This window comes from Streptomyces sp. NBC_01431, from assembly GCF_036231355.1.
Taxonomy (GTDB): domain Bacteria; phylum Actinomycetota; class Actinomycetes; order Streptomycetales; family Streptomycetaceae; genus Streptomyces.
The window spans coordinates 99,507-114,975 of record NZ_CP109497.1 but is presented as its reverse complement, the minus strand read 5'-3'; the positions used below and the strand labels follow the sequence as shown (position 1 = coordinate 114,975).

The 15,469-nt window shown below is 71.2% G+C and carries 15 protein-coding genes and 1 pseudogene; 10 read left to right on the top strand and 6 right to left on the bottom strand.

Translation table 11 applies throughout. The features are described from left to right. Positions 1 to 49 precede the first annotated feature (49 nt). Entirely contained in the window at positions 50 to 379 is a 330-nt protein-coding gene (locus OG522_RS37990) for an SAV_915 family protein (RefSeq protein WP_329468001.1), read from the top strand. Between the two features lie 97 nt (positions 380 to 476). Here the strand turns inward: OG522_RS37990 and OG522_RS37985 are convergent, their stop codons facing one another. Then, complete coding sequence (locus OG522_RS37985) at positions 477 to 1,622, bottom strand: MalY/PatB family protein (protein ID WP_329468000.1); 1,146 nt, start codon at positions 1,620 to 1,622, stop codon at positions 477 to 479. 217 nt (positions 1,623 to 1,839) lie between these two features. Here OG522_RS37985 and OG522_RS37980 point away from each other — a divergent pair, with 217 nt between their 5' ends. Beyond that, a complete protein-coding gene (locus OG522_RS37980) occupies positions 1,840 to 3,069 on the top strand; it encodes an MFS transporter (protein WP_329467999.1) in 1,230 nt (409 codons plus the stop codon). Here OG522_RS37980 and OG522_RS37975 read toward each other — a convergent pair. After that, entirely contained in the window at positions 3,056 to 4,504 is a 1,449-nt protein-coding gene (locus OG522_RS37975; RefSeq protein WP_329467998.1) for a purine-cytosine permease family protein, read from the bottom strand. The genes OG522_RS37980 and OG522_RS37975 overlap by 14 nt on opposite strands. Positions 4,505 to 5,255: 751 nt before the next feature. Here OG522_RS37975 and OG522_RS37970 point away from each other — a divergent pair. Together OG522_RS37970 and OG522_RS37965 are read left to right on the top strand one after the other, a co-directional pair. Continuing rightward, on the top strand, positions 5,256 to 6,107 hold the full coding sequence (locus OG522_RS37970; RefSeq protein WP_443074867.1) for a hypothetical protein: 852 nt from the start codon (positions 5,256 to 5,258) through the stop codon (positions 6,105 to 6,107). Positions 6,108 to 6,451: 344 nt separating this feature from the next. Then, positions 6,452 to 7,726, top strand: a complete 1,275-nt coding sequence (locus OG522_RS37965) for a carboxylate-amine ligase (protein ID WP_329467997.1) — start codon at positions 6,452 to 6,454, stop codon at positions 7,724 to 7,726. A gap of 116 nt (positions 7,727 to 7,842) precedes the next feature. Here the strand turns inward: OG522_RS37965 and OG522_RS37960 are convergent, their stop codons facing one another. Both OG522_RS37960 and OG522_RS37955 read right to left on the bottom strand, forming a co-directional pair. Beyond that, positions 7,843 to 8,244 (bottom strand): peptidoglycan-binding domain-containing protein, encoded by a 402-nt coding sequence (locus OG522_RS37960; RefSeq protein ID WP_329467996.1) that lies wholly within the window; start codon positions 8,242 to 8,244, stop codon positions 7,843 to 7,845. A gap of 1 nt (position 8,245) precedes the next feature. After that, complete coding sequence (locus OG522_RS37955; protein ID WP_329467995.1) at positions 8,246 to 8,434, bottom strand: hypothetical protein; 189 nt, start codon at positions 8,432 to 8,434, stop codon at positions 8,246 to 8,248. A 154-nt stretch (positions 8,435 to 8,588) separates the two neighbouring features. Here OG522_RS37955 and OG522_RS37950 point away from each other — a divergent pair. Further along, positions 8,589 to 9,419: pseudogene (locus OG522_RS37950) on the top strand (peptidoglycan-binding protein); the annotation flags it as partial. A gap of 169 nt (positions 9,420 to 9,588) precedes the next feature. Here OG522_RS37950 and OG522_RS37945 read toward each other — a convergent pair. Further along, on the bottom strand, positions 9,589 to 10,173 hold the full coding sequence (locus OG522_RS37945) for a TetR/AcrR family transcriptional regulator (RefSeq protein ID WP_329467994.1): 585 nt from the start codon (positions 10,171 to 10,173) through the stop codon (positions 9,589 to 9,591). A gap of 52 nt (positions 10,174 to 10,225) precedes the next feature. Between OG522_RS37945 and OG522_RS37940 the strand changes: the two genes are divergently transcribed. Next, positions 10,226 to 11,128 (top strand): DUF2867 domain-containing protein, encoded by a 903-nt coding sequence (locus OG522_RS37940; protein ID WP_329467993.1) that lies wholly within the window; start codon positions 10,226 to 10,228, stop codon positions 11,126 to 11,128. Positions 11,129 to 11,204: 76 nt separating this feature from the next. Here OG522_RS37940 and arsM read toward each other — a convergent pair whose 3' ends face one another. Further along, complete coding sequence (gene arsM, locus OG522_RS37935) at positions 11,205 to 12,098, bottom strand: arsenite methyltransferase (RefSeq protein ID WP_329467992.1); 894 nt, start codon at positions 12,096 to 12,098, stop codon at positions 11,205 to 11,207. A 105-nt stretch (positions 12,099 to 12,203) separates the two neighbouring features. On the opposite strand from arsM, the gene OG522_RS37930 reads away from it, so the two are divergent. The 4 genes from OG522_RS37930 to OG522_RS37915 all read left to right on the top strand — a co-directional run bounded on the left by OG522_RS37930 (position 12,204) and on the right by OG522_RS37915 (position 15,459). Continuing rightward, on the top strand, positions 12,204 to 12,578 hold the full coding sequence (locus tag OG522_RS37930) for an ArsR/SmtB family transcription factor (protein WP_329467991.1): 375 nt from the start codon (positions 12,204 to 12,206) through the stop codon (positions 12,576 to 12,578). After that, positions 12,575 to 13,306, top strand: a complete 732-nt coding sequence (locus tag OG522_RS37925; RefSeq protein ID WP_329467990.1) for an aquaporin — start codon at positions 12,575 to 12,577, stop codon at positions 13,304 to 13,306. The genes OG522_RS37930 and OG522_RS37925 overlap by 4 nt, the downstream gene beginning before the upstream one ends. Before the next feature lie 29 nt (positions 13,307 to 13,335). Further along, positions 13,336 to 13,758 carry an arsenate reductase ArsC gene (locus OG522_RS37920; RefSeq protein ID WP_329467989.1) on the top strand — a complete coding sequence of 141 codons (423 nt, stop codon included), beginning with the start codon at positions 13,336 to 13,338 and terminating at the stop codon, positions 13,756 to 13,758. A 321-nt stretch (positions 13,759 to 14,079) separates the two neighbouring features. Next, the gene (locus tag OG522_RS37915; protein WP_329467988.1) at positions 14,080 to 15,459 is read left to right on the top strand and encodes an erythromycin esterase family protein; all 1,380 of its coding nucleotides are present in this window, start codon (positions 14,080 to 14,082) and stop codon (positions 15,457 to 15,459) included. Positions 15,460 to 15,469: the final 10 nt, after the last annotated feature.

Below are 15,469 nucleotides of genomic sequence, written 5' to 3'. Positions count from 1 at the left end.
AGCCACCGCCGGCTCCTCCCGGACCGCCGACCACCTTACGGAGGAACCCATGGAACCCAGGCACGGCGCCGGACCCCGACGCGCCCCCGCCGGACGGCTGTTCGTCCCCGTCCGGCGGCGCAGGCGCGGCCACCTCGTCAGGCTCTTCCAGACCCCGATGGGTGGCCGCGCCGTCGTCGGCTTCACATCGCGGGCCCGGCTGGCCATGGCGCTGGGTGACGACCAGGCCTGCGTCGAACTCGCCGAGCCGACGCTTCGGGCGCTGGCCGAGCCGCTGGGGGTGACGCGCCTGATCGTGGATCCGCACCTGGTGGCCGCGCCGGTTCCGGTACGGAGCGTCCCGGCCTTCGCCTCGGAGCGGCTGCCGCTGGAGGCCTAGCCGACACCACCTTCCGCGGTGCGGGGCCGGACCGGCACAGGGTCCCGCCCCGCCCCGTACCCCTGTCCGGGGACCCACCGGGGCCGAACGGGCGCGGTCAGCCCACGGCCTCGCGCATGCGGCCCAGGATCTCCCGCAGGAGGGTGGGAGAGGTACCGAAGTTGAGCCGGACGAAGCCCTCGCCACCGGGACCGAAGGCGCGGCCGTCGTTCAGCAGAACACGCGCCTTCTCCAGGAAGAACGTGTACGGGTCGGTGCCGATGTCGAGGGCGCGGCAGTCCAGCCAGGCGAGGAAGGTGGCCTCGGGGACGGCGTATCCGAGGCCCTGGGGCAGCTCCTCGGCCACGAGCGCGGCGTTCCGTTCCAGGACCGGCCGCAGTTCTGCCAGCCAGGAGTCGCCGTCGCGCCAGGCCGCCAAGGTGGCCGCCACGCCGAAGGTATTGGGCTCGCCGTACAGATGGGTCGGGGACGACAGTGCCGCGCGCACGTCGGCGGCACCGACGTGGGCGACGGCGCAGCGCACCCCCGGCACGTTGAACGCCTTGGTCGCGGACGTCAGGGTCACCGTCCGCGCGGCCACCTCGGGCGACAGCGAGGCGAAGGGGATGTGCCGGTTCGGACCGTGCACGAGGTCGGAGTGGATCTCGTCGGAGATCACCAACAGGTCGTGGCGCTCGGCGAGTTCGGCGATCGTCTCCAGCTCCTGGCGCCGCAGCACGCGCCCCGTGGGGTTGTGCGGATTGACCAGCAGCAGCACCCGGCAGCCGCCGTCGGCCAGCTCCCCGTCGAGCCGGTCGGCGTCGAAGACCCAGCCTCCGTCCGCCCGGACGTACGGGACCGGGTGCAGGCGCCGCTCCATGTCCGTCACCGTCGCCAGGAAGGGCGGATAGGCCGGAGTGTGCACGGCGACGCCGTCGCCGGGGCGGGTGGCGACCCGCAGGACGGCCTGGAGGGCCTGGTTGATGTCCGTGAACTCCCGTACGTGACCGGCATCGAGCACCCAGCCGTAGCGCTCGCGCATGCGCTCGGCGAAGGCGGCCCGCAGCGGGATCTCCTCGGGCCGCCCGTCCCACGAGGGGTATCCCAGGTCCTCCCGCGCACACCGGATGAGAGCCTCCCGGACGGCGGGGGCCGGCGCGAAGTCCATCTCCGCGATCCACGCCGGGAGCACACCCGGTTCGGCCCGGCTCCACTTCACTCCCGGGCGACTGGTCAACGACGAGAGCTCGATGTCCTCGAACACGGCCTTCTCCCCTCCTGTCCGCAAGCGCTCTTCACCGACGGCCTTGTGGAATTCAGGCCCGCGAAAATCCGGGATCAAACATATCCCGGGCGCTGACGGACCACGCCACCTCCAGAGGGGGAGCGCTGATGCTAGGACTCTTTGTGTCCTGGCTCCCGCAGGGTGTCCGGCCGAGGCTGGAGCGACCAGCATCCGCGCGTCGCAGAGAGGCCACCAGATGTCCCACGACACACGGCTCGGCAAGACCGGCCCCGAACCGCCACCGAGCGCGCAGCCCGCCTCGACACCGCGGCCGCCGGAGGCCGGACGTGTGCCACCGGTCCTCAGAGTGGCCTGTTTCCTCAGCAACTTCGACCGGTTCGCGATCACGCCCCTGTTGGTGGCCGTCGCCGCCGGCTTCCAGGTACGCCTCGACGAGGTCGTGCTGGTCGCGAGCGGCTACTTCTTCGCGTACGGATGCGCCCAGCCGGTGTGGGGCATGCTGTCCGACCGCTACGGGCGCCTGCGTGTCATCCGCTTCTCGCTGGCCGCCGCGGCGGTGTGCGGGCTGGCGTCCGCGGCCGCTCCGACCCTGACCGTCCTGGTGGTGCTGCGGATCGCCACCGGAGCCTTCTTCGGGGCGGTCGTACCCACCTCCCTGACGTATGTCGGGGACACCGTCTCCCCCGCGGTGCGCCAGCGAGCCCTCTCGGACCTCCAAGTCGCTCTCGCCATCGGCACCGCGGCGGCCACACTGGTCGCCGGCGGGGTGTCCGAACTGCTCAGCTGGCGCGCGATGCTCGCCCTGTCCGCCGTCCTCGCGGCGATCACGGTGTTCGCCACGCGCGGCCTGTCGGAGTCCATGACCGCCACCACCCTGCGCCGCCCCACCGAGCAGCTCGGCTCGGTGCTGCGGCTGCGGTGGTCGTGGGTCGTCATGTTCTTCGGCCTGGTCGAGGGCGCGGTCCTGTTGGGCTGCTTCACGTTCCTGGCCCCCGCCCTTCAGGACCAGGGCGTCGGCACCATGGGCGCGGGCGGGGTGACCGCCCTCTACGGGGTCGGCACGCTGGCTTTCTCCCGGCTCCTCAAGCGGGTGGCGATGCGCCCGGCGTGGTCGCTGCTCGCGGCGGGCGGCCTGATGATGGCGGGAGGCTTCCTGGTCGCCTCCCTCAGCCTGTCCGTGGCGGGCATCGCAGTGGCCGCGATCCTGCTGGGAGGCGGCTGGTCCTTCTTCCACTCCTCGCTCCAGACATGGGCCACCACCTTGGTGCCCGCGGCCCGCGGCACCGCTGTCGCGCTGTTCGTGTCCGCCCTGTTCGTCGGCAGCTCGATCGGCTCGGGGCTCGGTGGCCCGCTCACCGAACACGGGCACTACCAGGAGCTGTTCGCCGTGGCAGCCGTAACCGCGGTGCCGCTGACCGTGCTCGCCGCCTGGCTGCGCACCAGGTACACCCCTACCGACTCCTGAGCTCGACGGGGGCCGGCACGCCGGACCCCAGGACGCCGTCCTTGCCCCCGGGGACGGCGCCCTGGCCGCGGCGGGCGAGCAGCCAGTACATGAGGGCCGGCAGCACCAGGCCCACGATCCACGAGACGTCCGCGCCACCGAGCCGGGCGACGAGCGGCCCCGTGTACAACTCACTGGACAGGAACGGAAGTTGAACCAGGATGCCGACCGCGTACGTCGTCAGGGCCCGTGCGTTCCAAGCACCGTAACGGCCGCGCGGATCGGCCAGCGCCTCGATGTCGTACCGCTCATGGGACAGCAGATAGAAGTCGACCAGATTGATGGCGCTCCACGGTGTGAAGAAGGTCAGCAGACACAACAGGAAGGTCGAGAACGACTCCAGGAAATGCCCGCGGCCCAGCAGTGCGAGCGTCGTTCCCGCGAGCATGATGCCGCCGACGTAAACGCTTCGCGCAAAGGGGCTGACCGGGCCGATTCGGCGGAATCCACTGATCCCGGTGACCATGGACATGAAACCGCCGTAGGTGTTCAGCACATTGACCGTCAGTTTCCCGAAGGCGATGGCGAAATACAGCAGCAAGGTGATCGCCGCCGAGCCGCCCATGCCGACGATGTTCCCGACCTCGTCGCCCTCCCCGCCACCGTGCCAGGCCGCTGCCAGCGCCCCGAAGCCCATCGACCACTGCGCGCCGAGCACGCCGCCGCCCATCGTCGCCCAGAACACCGAGCTCGGCGGAGTGTCGCGCGGCAGATACCGGGAGGAGTCCGCGACGTACGGGCCGAATCCCAGCTGCCACGAGGCGGACAGGGACATCGCGAGCAGGAACAGAGGTGCCGAGAAGTGGTGCTCGCCGAGGATCGATCCGAGCGGCGCGGTCCGCGCCATCTGGACGCCCAGGTAGAGGAAGGCGACGGCGCCGATCGCCGCCGCGACCTTGCCGACGCGATGGATCAGCCGGTAGCCGACCGCGGCCGTCACGGCGGTGGCGAGAGCGAAGACCACGATCCCGGTGGTCTCGCCCGTGCGCGCGAGGTGGCCCACCGCCTGCCCGGCGAGCACGCTCCCGCTCGCGAAGAAGCCGATGTACATCACGATCGAGCAGACCAGCGGGACCGCCGCACCCCGCACCCCGAACTGGGCCCGCGAAGAGATCATTTGCGGCAGTCCGAGCCGCGGCCCCTGGGCGGCGTGCAGCGCCATGACAGCTCCGCCCAGGAGATTGCCGCACAGAAGTGCCACCAGGGACCACAGCGCGTCGAGCCCGAATACCACGGCAAGCGATCCCGTGACCACCGCGCTGATTTGGAGATTGGCGGCGAACCAGAGAGTAAACAGACTGGACGGTCTGCCATGCCGCTCGCTGTCGGGGATGAAATCGATGGAATGCCGTTCAACGAGTCCACCCGGTCGGCGTACTTGTCTGTCCTTCGGCATGAAATCTCCGCAGAAGAAATTCGAGGAATAGGGGTCCCATGATGGCCACGGACGCTGAGTGAGTGTCAAGAACGAGCAGGTGTAAGGGAGTTGATGGTATGGGCGGGTTCGGCGGCCGATTCATCGTGGTGATCAATGAGGCGGATGGTGACTCCTGCCGTGGCGCCGCCGGGCAGGGCGAGGAGGGGGCCGGGGCGGCGAGGGGATGAACCGGGGCGGCGAGGAGGTGGGCCGGGGAGCGCGTCCTTGAGGCGGCCTCCGCTCCCCGTGGAGGGGGTTGGCGCACAAGTGGCAGGTACGTCCCATTCGTTCCGCCGGTCGTGCGGCAGCAGGCTCCGGCCCCCTTGATGACGGAGCGGTGATCGCCTCAGCAGCCTCAGCTTTAACAGCGCGCTGGTCAGCGGCCGGGAAACCGCCAACTTGGTTGGTTAGGTGCCATGTTGGGCGGCTCACAGCTCTGTGATTCCTCAGAATAAGTCGGGACAGTCGGTTTGGTTTCTTGGTAGCGTCAGCGTCCTCAACCTCGAACCGACGATGCCTGAGGGAGGCGTTGATGCTCGACGCGTCAACGGCAGACAGGGCCAGGCCGCCAGCGCTGGACAGGTCCCGGCAGCCAGTCACCGAACTGATCCCCATCAGCTCATTGGTAGCGTCGGACTCTCCGCGTACGGCAGGGGAGAGCGCCGAGCACGCCGAGATGCTGGCCGAAGCACAGATCCCCCTTCCGCCCATCGTCGTTCACCGACCGACCATGCGGATTATCGACGGCATGCACCGGGTCCAGGCAGCCGTGCTGCGGGGAGAGGACTCCGTCGAGGTCCAGTATGTGGAAGGTTCGGCCGACGACGCTTTCGTCCTGGCCGTCCGGCTGAACGCCGAACACGGCATGCCGCTGTCGCGCCAGGACCGTCTCGCGGCGGCCGAGCGCATCATCAGCAGCCACGCCCACTGGTCGGACCGGCGCATCGCAGAAGTGACCGGGCTTTCGCCGGTCACGGTCTCCGCGCTGCGCCGCAGGACGACCGCGCAGGTCGACCAGCTGCAGGCACGGACCGGGCGCGACGGGCGCTCCCGGCCGGTCAACAGCGCGGCCGGCCGGCGCCGTGCCGTCCAGGTCATCGCGGCACGCCCGGATGCCTCGTTGCGCGAGATCGCGCAGGAGGCGGGGATAGCCCCGGCGACCGCCAGGGACGTCCGTCAGCGCATCCGTGAAGGCAAGGACCCAGTACCCGCCAAACTGCGCAACGCCGCGCAGCACGACGATATGGCGGAAGGGCGCAGGGTTCGCAACCAGGTGCTCGCGGAGGCGACCGACCGCGGCCCCCGGGTGCGGTCGGAGCCCGTCGTGATCCAGGGCACCGGCCAGTTCGCGAACCTGCGCAAGGACCCCTCGCTGCGCTTCTCCGAGGCGGGCCGGGCGCTGCTCCAGCTGCTCGCGGCGAACGAGCTCGGCGATGAGAGGTGGCGGTGGCTGATGAGCGCCGTACCGGCACACCGGTACGGCGACATCGCCCGAGCCGCCCGGCTCTGCGGCGAGCGCTGGCTGAGCTTCGCCGAGGAACTGGAACGCGGCAGCGGCATGAGCACGGGCCGCGCGGTGTGAGCGGGCTTGGTCGGCAGCTTTCGGCGAACCGGTCGAGTACGGCTTCGGTCCCGAGCTCACCCTGCAACCGAAGGGGGCCCGTCATCGGTGTCAACGAGAAGTCGGCCGTTCCTGCCGGGTAGCCCTGCGATGCCGGTCGGGTAGCCCAGCCGGTGGCGGTGCTGATCACGTGGGGTCGGGCCACGGGCCGACGGGGGTCAACCGGCCAGTCCTGACGGCGAGTTGACCGTCCGCCTCCCCGGCGCCGACCCGATCCGCCTCCGTCGCGCTCGTCGCCATGATCGTGCTCAGCCGCGTCATCGCTTCGAGCAACAGCGACGATCGTGGCGGCCGGAGCGGTGCCGGTGGGCGCGGAGAATGACGACTTCGCGTTCTGCCGGGCGACCACCCCGCGTGAAACCATGGTCGCCGTGACGAGTTCAGGGCACACGCCGACCGGCACACAACAACCGCACGCGAGTCACGGCCGAAGCGGGCGCCGCGCGGGAAGGGCGGCGCCGCTGACCGTGGGAGCCGAGGAGGAATACCTGCTCGTCGATCCGGAGACACGGGAGGTGAGCGCCGAGGCCGAAAAGGTGGTGGCCGAAGCCTCCCGTGAACTCGGCGACCGGGTCACCTCGGAGATCACCCGCTACCAGGTCGAGGTGCGCACCGACCCCCACACCACCCTGGCCGACTTCGCCGAACAGGTCCACGCAACACGGGCGGCGGCCGCACGAGCCGCCGCGCGTCAGGGCCTGCGCATCATCTCCAGCGGTACGCCCGTCCTGGCCCGGCCCGGCCCGCCGCCGCTGACCGACGGCCCCCGCTACGCCCGGAGCGCCGCGATGTTCCGCGCCCTGGACGACGAGCAGAGCGCCTGCGCCTGCCACATCCATGTCGGCGTACCCGACCTGGCCACGGCGCTGCGGATCAGCAACCACCTGCGCCCCTGGATTCCCCTCCTGATCGCCCTCGCGGCCAACTCGCCGTACTGGGCCGGGCGGGACACCGGCTACGCCAGCTGGCGTACGACGATCTGGGGACGCTGGCCGGTGGCCGGCCCCCCGCCGTACTTCGAGTCCACCTCCCACTTCGAGGACCTCGTCGCCGGCCTGCTCGCCACGGGCTCCGTGATGGACCGCGGCGGCCTGTATTGGGACATCAGGCCGTCCCACCACGTGCCCACCCTGGAATTCCGCGCCGCCGACGCCACCGGCACGGCCGCCGACACCGTCCTCCTCACCGGCATCGTCAAGGCCATGGCCGCCACCGCCCTGGGCGCCATCCGGGCGGGAGAACCCGCGTTCCGGCCCCCGCCGGAAATGCTGCGCGCCGCCTGCTGGCGCGCGGCACGCGACGGCCTGTCCGGCGAGAGCATCGACCTGACCACCGGCCGCCTGGCGCCCGCGGTCACCCAGGTGAACCAACTCCTGTCCTGGCTGCGACCCGCGCTGCAACAGCACGGCGACGCCGAGGTCGTCCACTGCCTCTGGTCGCGCCTGCGCGCCCACGGCAGCCGGGCCGAGGCCCAGCGCTCCGCCCACCGGCGCCGCGGCAGCATCACCGACGTCGTGGACCACCTGATCTCCACGACCTCGCCGACCGGCCACCACGACGAAAGCCCGCGCTGCCGGTGAACCACCGCCGCACGTAGGTACGGGCGGGGGCACAGGCTCTCGACCTGCGACCCCACCCGCTCGCCGGACGGACTGCCGCTCACCCCCCGTGGCTCAGCGACAGCCCGCCGCCGGCGTCAACTGTGTGAGGGCACGTACTTCCAGCAGTCGGCGCGGGCGCCGTTCGGCAGTGTCACCGTGTACGAACCGAGCAGGCCCTTGAGGTCGTTCAGGACCGCACTGCCGGTGTCCTTGCCGACGATCCCGTCCCGGCTCAGGCCCAGCGAGTGCTGGAGAGCCTTCACCCCGGCCTCGGTGCCGCTCCCGTACGCGCCGTCGACGCGCCCGCTGTAGTAGCCGTTCTCCGCCAGGTCGATCTGCACGCACATCACGCCGGTGCGGTTGGCCGACATCCAGCCGATGTTGCCCACCGCGGAGCTGGCCTGGGCCAGTCCCGCACCGGCCAGTAGCGCCGCTGTAGCTCCGGCGCTCACCGCGGTGATCGCCCTGGTCGTGTTCAGCTTCAGGTTCAATTTCATGTCAAGTCTCCTTGCTCTGAAGGGAGTTGGACGGTCCGGTCAATCCGTGGACGGCACATACGGGGTAGCGGCCGGATCCGATCCAGGGCGCGCTCCGTGAAGCGGGCGCGGCGCCCGCGATGCCGCCGAGCGCCGCTGCCAAGTTGCCGCTCGGCGCCACCGACCGGTCGGCCGACAGGTTGCGCTGCATTTGGTCCCCCCTCTCCGTCGAAGGACTCGAACCGCTCTGCCGTGCCGCGTCGTTGTCGGTACGCCACCGAGAATCCCGGGTGGCGGCAGAGGCGGTCCATGCCCCGTCGGCAAGTGGGGTCAACACAGGACGGGACGCCCTGTGACCAGGGCGGATGGCACCGTCGATGACACATCGGCGGGACGCTGGCCAGATCCCTGCCGGACCCGGTGCCGCCTGGGCCGCCGCCGTGTACGGTCGGATCGCCTCACAGGCAGCCCGGCGGTCCGAGCAGGCGGGGGGAGCCATGACGCCGTGGAAGAAACCGCCCGAGAACCTGGACGCGGCGACGCGCCAACTCATCGATGAAATACGGTCGTTGAAGGCGATCCACGAGCTCGGCACGGCCCGCATCGCCGAGCACACGGGGTACAGCAAGTCCTCCTGGGACCGCTATTTCGCCGGTCGTACCGTTCCCCCCGAGAGCGCGCTCGCCGGACTCGCCCGCCTGACCGGTACCGATCCCGCACGCCTGTTGGCCCTGCGGCAACGAGCGGTCAGTTCACGAGAGCGGCAGCCCAGCGCGCCGTCCGCGGGCGCCGCACCGGCTCCATCGGATACGACACCGGTCACCGGGACTGACGGGCGCCAGCGGCGCGGGTCGCGTCGGCGAGCGCTCCTGGTGACGGCCGCCGGACTCGGCCTGATCGGGGTGGCACTGGGCGTGGTGCTGCTGGTGCTGCGGCCGTGGCAGGACTCGAACGGTTCCACCGCGCCCCGGTACACGTGCCGCATCACGCGCACGGGGAACGCCTGGCACGCGGGGCTGAGCGACTCGGATGACGCAGTCCTCGGCCAGGGCAACGCCGGGCCGGACGTCGCCGAGGTCCAGTGCCTGCTGCAACGCGCCGGCTTCCCGCCCGGCGACACGGACGGGCTGTACGGGCCGCTCACCGAACGCGCCGTCAAACGCCTTCAGCAGAAGGCGGGCCTGGTGACGGACGGCACCGTCGGCCCCATCGATCGTCAGATGCCCACCGCGCCCGTCGCAGCGTCCTCGTGCGATGTCCTCGCAGCGACGCCAGACGAGCGGAGAGGCGTCGCCACGCTGTCGACGCGCGGCGCCAGATCCGCGGCAACCGCGGGCCGTTGCTCGCGTGTACGCGAGGTGCACATCAACTCCTCAGCAGCGTTGCCACCGCCTCCAGGTACTCCGGGTCGGCCGGTACGGCCCCGGGGGTCGCGTGGGCCAGTTGGGCGTGGCCCAGGTAACTGGTGTAGGCGAGGAATCCGCGGTGGTGGGCCTGCGCCGGGGGGAAGCCGAGGAGTTCGAAGAGGTGCGCGATGTAGCCGACCCGGCGCTCCGTGACCCGCGCGAGGGCCGCCGCCACCTCGGGGTGGTCGCCGGCCGCGAGCAGCCGTACGTCCAGCGGGTTCTGGGAGGCGGAGGCGGCCGCCGCGCGCAGGAGCGCGTCAAGCCGGGCCGCGGGGTCGGGCTCGGCGGCCTCCATCGCCGTGATGATCCGCTCGGTGGCCACCTCTTCCCAGCGCGCGAGTGCCGCGACGACGAGCGCGTCACGGTTGGCGAAGTGCCAGTAGAAGCTGCCCTTGGTGGTGCCCAGGCGGGTCGCGAGCGGTTCCACCGCGACCCCTGCCAGCCCGCGCTCACCCAGGGCGGCCAGTGCCGCGTCGGCCCAGTCGTCGGCGGTCAACCGCCTTCGAGGGGACTGCTGTTGGCGCGATGCCCGGTGCTCATCCATGGAGCCGTACGGTACCGTATGGAAAACATACGCTCCCGTATGGAGGTTCGGCATGCGCACGGTACGCAACATCCATCAGCGGATCGTCCCGGCCCCGGCCGACACCGTCGGCGCGCTGCTGGACCGGCTGTCCGCGCCGGACGACCCCCTCTTCCCGACCCCGGTCTGGCCGGCCATGGTGCTCGACCGCCCCCTTGGCGTCGGCGCGGCCGGCGGCCACGGCCGGGTCCGCTACCGGGTCGGGGCGTACGAACCCGGGCGTTCCGTACGGTTCGACACCACCGCTCCCGCACTCGGCGAGGGGTATCACCGCTTCGACGTCGAACCACTCGGACCCGACCGCTGCCGGGTCGTCCACACCCTCGAACTGGCCATGCCGGCCCGGCCGTTGACGGCATGGGTGCTGGGGATCAGGCCGGTGCACGACACGATGATCGAGGAGATCTTCGACAACATCGAGCGCGCCGCGCTCGGCTCCCTGCCCCACCCGCCGACCCGCCGGCCCCTGCGCGCCCGGCTGTTCAACCGCCTTGTCTGGGCGCGCCCGACCGCCGTGCCTGTGCCACCGGACGCCCGCCTGCTCCACGGGGCCTTCGACCGCCCCGACTTCACCGACGCCTGGCGCATGCCGCTGGCCCCCGGCATGGATCGCGACCCGCACGCATGGCGGCACGTGCTGCCCTTCCCCGTGCACGGCGCGGCCGACCGCGAGCTGATGCTCGGCAAGAACGCGTCCCACCTGGACTTCCGCTCCTCGGTCCTGGTCGACGACGCATCCGTCACCCTCGCCACAGCGGTACGCCTCCACAACACGCGGGGTCGGTTCTACTTCGCGCTGGTGCGCCGAGTCCACCCGTACCTGACCCGCCGCATGCTTCGCCGGGCCCACCGCCGGGTGGCCTTCACCGCCCCGCCGGCCGGACAGCGCAACACACCAGCACCGGCCGACCACTGAACGACCGGACCCTGTGCGCGCGTGGCCAGGGTCTTGGCCAGGCGCGCTGGACTCTGGGCGGCTGTGTGGCGTGCGCTCAGCTCGTGCAGCCGCAGCCCGCCGTTGTCTTGGCCTCGGTGACGGTCAGCGTGGCGTCGACGGAGCTCTCGGCCGGGGTGCAGCAGGCGTTGACCCCGCAGCACGCCTGCGCGGAGTCCACCGCCTCCGGGGAAGCGTCGGCGGTCTTCGGCTTGGTGGCGTGGACGATCGCGGAGTGCATGCCGTCGGCGACCGGGTGGGTGGGGGTGATCTCGATGTCGGCGAACCCGGCGGCCGCCAGTCCCGCCCGGTACTCGGCGAACGAGAGGGCGCCGGCGATGCAGCCGACGTAGTCGCCGCGCTCGGCTCGCTGGGCCGGGGTCAAGGTGTCGTCGGCGACGACATCGGAGACTCCGATCCGGCCGCCGGGCCTCAGTACGCGGAAGGCCTCGGCGAACACGGCGGGCTTGTCGGTGGACAGGTTGATCACGCAGTTGGAGATGACGACGTCGATGGTGGCCGCGGGCAGCGGGACGGCTTCAATGGTGGCCTTGAGGAACTCGACGTTCGTGACGCCCGCCTTCTCGGCGTTGGCCAGGGCGAGTTGGAGCATCTCATCGGTCATGTCCAGTCCGTACGCCTTGCCGGTGGGGCCCACGCGGCGGGCGGAGAGCAGGACGTCGATGCCGCCGCCGGAGCCGAGGTCCAGGACCCGCTCCCCGGTGCGCAGTTCGGCGACGGCGGTGGGGTTGCCACAGCCGAGGGAGGCGGCCAGTGCCTCGGCGGGCAGGGTGTCGCGGTCTGCGGCGGCGTAGCGGGTGGAGCCGAAGTTCTCGTCGGTCTCGACCGGCTCGGGCCCGCAGCAGGCGGTGCCGCCGTCGGAGACCTTCATGGCCGCTGCGGCGTACCGCCGACGGACAGTTTCACGCAGCTCAGTGGACTGTTCGCTCATCACTCACTCCTGGGTGACGGGACACCGTGGCGCCCCTGAACGGCCTGTATTGACGTTCATTGATTCAAGCTTGCGCCCTGGATCGAAAAACGTCAACATAGAGGAATGTCGAAACAAGAGCTTGAGGTGATCGACCGGGGCGCCGCCTGCTGCCCCGGTCTGGCCGCCGCGCCCCTGGACGAGGAGCGCGCCGCGGAACTGGCGAAGCTGTTCAAGGCGCTGGGCGACCCGGTGCGGCTGCGGCTGATGTCGATGATCGCCTCGCGCGGGGAGGGCGGCGAGGTGTGCGTCTGCGATCTGACCCCGGCCTTCGAACTGTCCCAGCCCACGATCTCCCACCATCTCAAGCTGCTGCGCCAGGCCGGTCTCATCGACTGTGAGCGCCGCGGGACATGGGTGTACTACTGGGTGCTGCCCGGCGTCCTGGACCAGATCGCCGCGTTCCTGATCACGCCGCAGACCATCGGCGCCACCACATGACCGCCGCTCTCGGCCGCCGCGCGGCCGCCGAAGCGGTGGGGACCGGCCTGTTGACGGCGGTCGTCGTCGGCTCGGGCATCCAGGCGGCCGCGCTGTCGCACGACGTCGGCGTGCAGCTGCTCGCCAATTCCCTCGCCACCGTCTTCGGCCTTGCGGTGCTGATCGCGCTGCTCGGACCGGTCTCGGGCGCTCACTTCAACCCCGTCGTCACCCTCGCCGCCTGGTTCACCGGTCGTCGGCACGCCACCGGCCCGAGCCTGCGGGAGGTCGCCGCGTACGTGCCCGCGCAGGTGGCCGGGGCGGTGGGCGGCGCGGTCCTGGCCGATGCCATGTTCGCGGAGCCGCTCGCGAAGCTCTCCACCCACGACCGCTCCTCCGGGCACCTGTGGGTGGGCGAGGTCGTCGCCACGGCCGGGTTGATCCTGGTCGTCTTCGGCCTGGAGCGCATCGGCCGTGCCGCCCTGGCCCCTGCGGCGGTCGCCTCCTACATCGGGGCCGCCTACTGGTTCACCTCCTCCACCTCGTTCGCGAACCCCGCGGTGACCGTCGGCCGTGCCTTCACCGACACCTTCGCCGGGATCGCCCCCGCCTCCGTCGTCCCGTTCATCGCGGCCCAGCTGCTCGGTGCCGCACTCGGCCTCGGTGCCGTGGCGATCGCGTACGGACGCCCGGCTCGTACGGCCGACGTCGTCGTCCCGCACGCCGAGCCCGAACTCGCCTCCTCCTGACCGCCCTTCCGCCTGCAAGGACCCCTGCCATGAGCACTGCCACCCATCGTCCCTCCGTGCTGTTCGTCTGTGTCCACAACGCCGGCCGCTCCCAGATGGCCGCCGCCTTCGTCGCTCACCTCGCGGGTGGCCGCATCGAGGTGCGCTCGGCCGGATCGGCTCCCGCCGACGCGGTGAACCCGGCCGCCGTGGCGGCGATGAAGGAGCGGGGCATCGACATCTCCGCCGAAACCCCGAAGATCCTCACGGCCGATGCGGTCCAGGCGTCCGACGTGGTCATCACCATGGGCTGCGGGGACACCTGCCCGGTCTTCCCCGGCACGCGCTACCTCGACTGGCAGCTCGACGACCCCGCCGGCCAGGGCGTCGCCGCCGTCCGCCCGATCCGGGACGCGATCGAGCAGCGCGTGCGTGGCCTGCTCGCCGAGCTCGGCATCCCGGCGGTGGCGTAACCACCACGCGGACGGCCACCAACGGGGCTCGGCCCGAGGCCGGGCCGAACCTTCGCCACGCCGGGCTGTCGGCAAACCGTCTCGGTCCGGCCCGTGCGAGGGCGGGGGCAGGTCATCGTGCGGCCCGTGCGATGGCGGGGTGAGGAAGTCGGGGCAGGTCACCACCCGGCCCGCTCTCCAGGGGCCAAGGCTCCTGACCTCGGCATCGGCGGGGGCTAACCCCCGGGAAAGTGTCGGGGCCGCCCCAGCGCGCCGGGGCCGCCGCGCGGGCGACGATTCTCAGCAGCGCTTGGCACCAAGCACGTTGAGGAGTGATCCCACATGATCGGCAACAGGAAGCGGCTCGCAGTAGCGGCTCTCGCCCTGGCCGCGGCGACGGCCCCCGCAGCGGCGGCGTACGCATCGCCGAGTGCGTACGCATCACCAGCGGCGTACGCGTCATCGGCCGCATCCGCGTCGGCCGACGCGGCGGCCCCCATCGGCGCGCTGGACCGGATCGCTCATCCCCTGCGATCGACGGAACCCGGCACCGGCACGGCGGATCTGCGCGCCCTGGGGGCGATGGTCGGCGACGCCAAGGTGGTCGGGGTGGGCGAGGCCACGCACGGCTCGCACGAATTCTTCGCCCTGAAGGACCGCCTCTTCCGCTACCTCGTAGACCAGAAGGGATTCACCACCTTCGCCCTGGAGATCAGCTGGTCGGCAGGTCTGCGGATCGACGACTACCTCCAGCACGGCGACGGCGACCGCGACGCGCGGCAGGTCGTGCACGAGGTGATGGCCGGATCCCCCTGGGACCGCGAGGAGTTCGTGACCCTCGTCCAGTGGATGCGCGACCACAATCGCCAACACCCCGACCGGCCGGTCCACTTCCTGGGCGACGACATCGGCGCGCCCAGACTCGATGAGCGGGTCTTCGACAGCGTCACCGAGTACGTCCGGCGGACCCGTCCGGAGTCTCTGCCGAGCCTGAACGAGCTGCTCACCGGTCTGCGCCCGCTGGACGACGCCATCGCCTACCTGGACCGGCCGCTCGCGGAGCGCCGGCACAACGCGGCCAAGGCACAGAGCGTACTGGACCTCGTACAACGTCAGGGCTCGGGCGGTGGCGAGGACTTCGAGTTCGTCCTCCAGAACGCCCGCAACATCGCCCAGACCTACACCTTCCTCAGCGTCAACCCCGGCGACCAGGCATCGTTGACGGCCATGGAGCGCTACCGCGACCAGGTGATGGCCGAGACCACGGCGTGGTGGCAGCGGCGCACCGGCGGCAGGATCCTGCTGTCGGCCCACGACGACCACGTCGGCTACGTATCCTCCGACCCCACCACGTACCCGAAGACCCAGGGCTCGTTCCTTCGCGACACCCTGGGCGCGGGCTACCTCGCCCTCGGCACCACCTTCGACCGGGGCTCCTTCCTCTCCAAGGACGCGGCGCTCGGCGGCGAGTGGAAGAAGTTCACCGTCGACCCGGCCGGTCCCGGCACGAACGAGGACACGCTCGACCGGGTCCGGTACCGCGACTACTACGCCGATCTGCGCAAGTCCCCTGCCAGCGCCCGGAGTTGGTTGGACGTCTCGCGTCCGACATTCAGCGTCGGCACGCAGTATCCGGTCGGCGGGACGCCCGAGATCGCCATCGGCAGGGCCTACGACGTTCTGGTCCACCTCCACACCGTCCGGGAGGCGCGGAAGCTGTAGCGCTCGGCGA

Excerpts from the sequence above, each read along its gene's own strand:
- OG522_RS37990 (WP_329468001.1), top strand. The coding sequence starts at position 50 with ATGGAACCCAGGCACGGCGCCGGACCCCGACGCGCCCCCGCCGGACGG.
- OG522_RS37980 (WP_329467999.1), top strand. The coding sequence starts at position 1,840 with ATGTCCCACGACACACGGCTCGGCAAGACCGGCCCCGAACCGCCACCG.
- OG522_RS37975 (WP_329467998.1), bottom strand. The coding sequence starts at position 4,504 with ATGCCGAAGGACAGACAAGTACGCCGACCGGGTGGACTCGTTGAACGG.
- OG522_RS37970 (WP_443074867.1), top strand. The coding sequence starts at position 5,256 with ATGCGGATTATCGACGGCATGCACCGGGTCCAGGCAGCCGTGCTGCGG.
- OG522_RS37960 (WP_329467996.1), bottom strand. The coding sequence starts at position 8,244 with ATGAAATTGAACCTGAAGCTGAACACGACCAGGGCGATCACCGCGGTG.
- OG522_RS37955 (WP_329467995.1), bottom strand. The coding sequence starts at position 8,434 with ATGCAGCGCAACCTGTCGGCCGACCGGTCGGTGGCGCCGAGCGGCAAC.
- OG522_RS37945 (WP_329467994.1), bottom strand. The coding sequence starts at position 10,173 with ATGGATGAGCACCGGGCATCGCGCCAACAGCAGTCCCCTCGAAGGCGG.
- OG522_RS37940 (WP_329467993.1), top strand. The coding sequence starts at position 10,226 with ATGCGCACGGTACGCAACATCCATCAGCGGATCGTCCCGGCCCCGGCC.
- arsM (WP_329467992.1), bottom strand. The coding sequence starts at position 12,098 with ATGAGCGAACAGTCCACTGAGCTGCGTGAAACTGTCCGTCGGCGGTAC.
- OG522_RS37930 (WP_329467991.1), top strand. The coding sequence starts at position 12,204 with ATGTCGAAACAAGAGCTTGAGGTGATCGACCGGGGCGCCGCCTGCTGC.
- OG522_RS37925 (WP_329467990.1), top strand. The coding sequence starts at position 12,575 with ATGACCGCCGCTCTCGGCCGCCGCGCGGCCGCCGAAGCGGTGGGGACC.
- OG522_RS37920 (WP_329467989.1), top strand. The coding sequence starts at position 13,336 with ATGAGCACTGCCACCCATCGTCCCTCCGTGCTGTTCGTCTGTGTCCAC.
- OG522_RS37915 (WP_329467988.1), top strand. The coding sequence starts at position 14,080 with ATGATCGGCAACAGGAAGCGGCTCGCAGTAGCGGCTCTCGCCCTGGCC.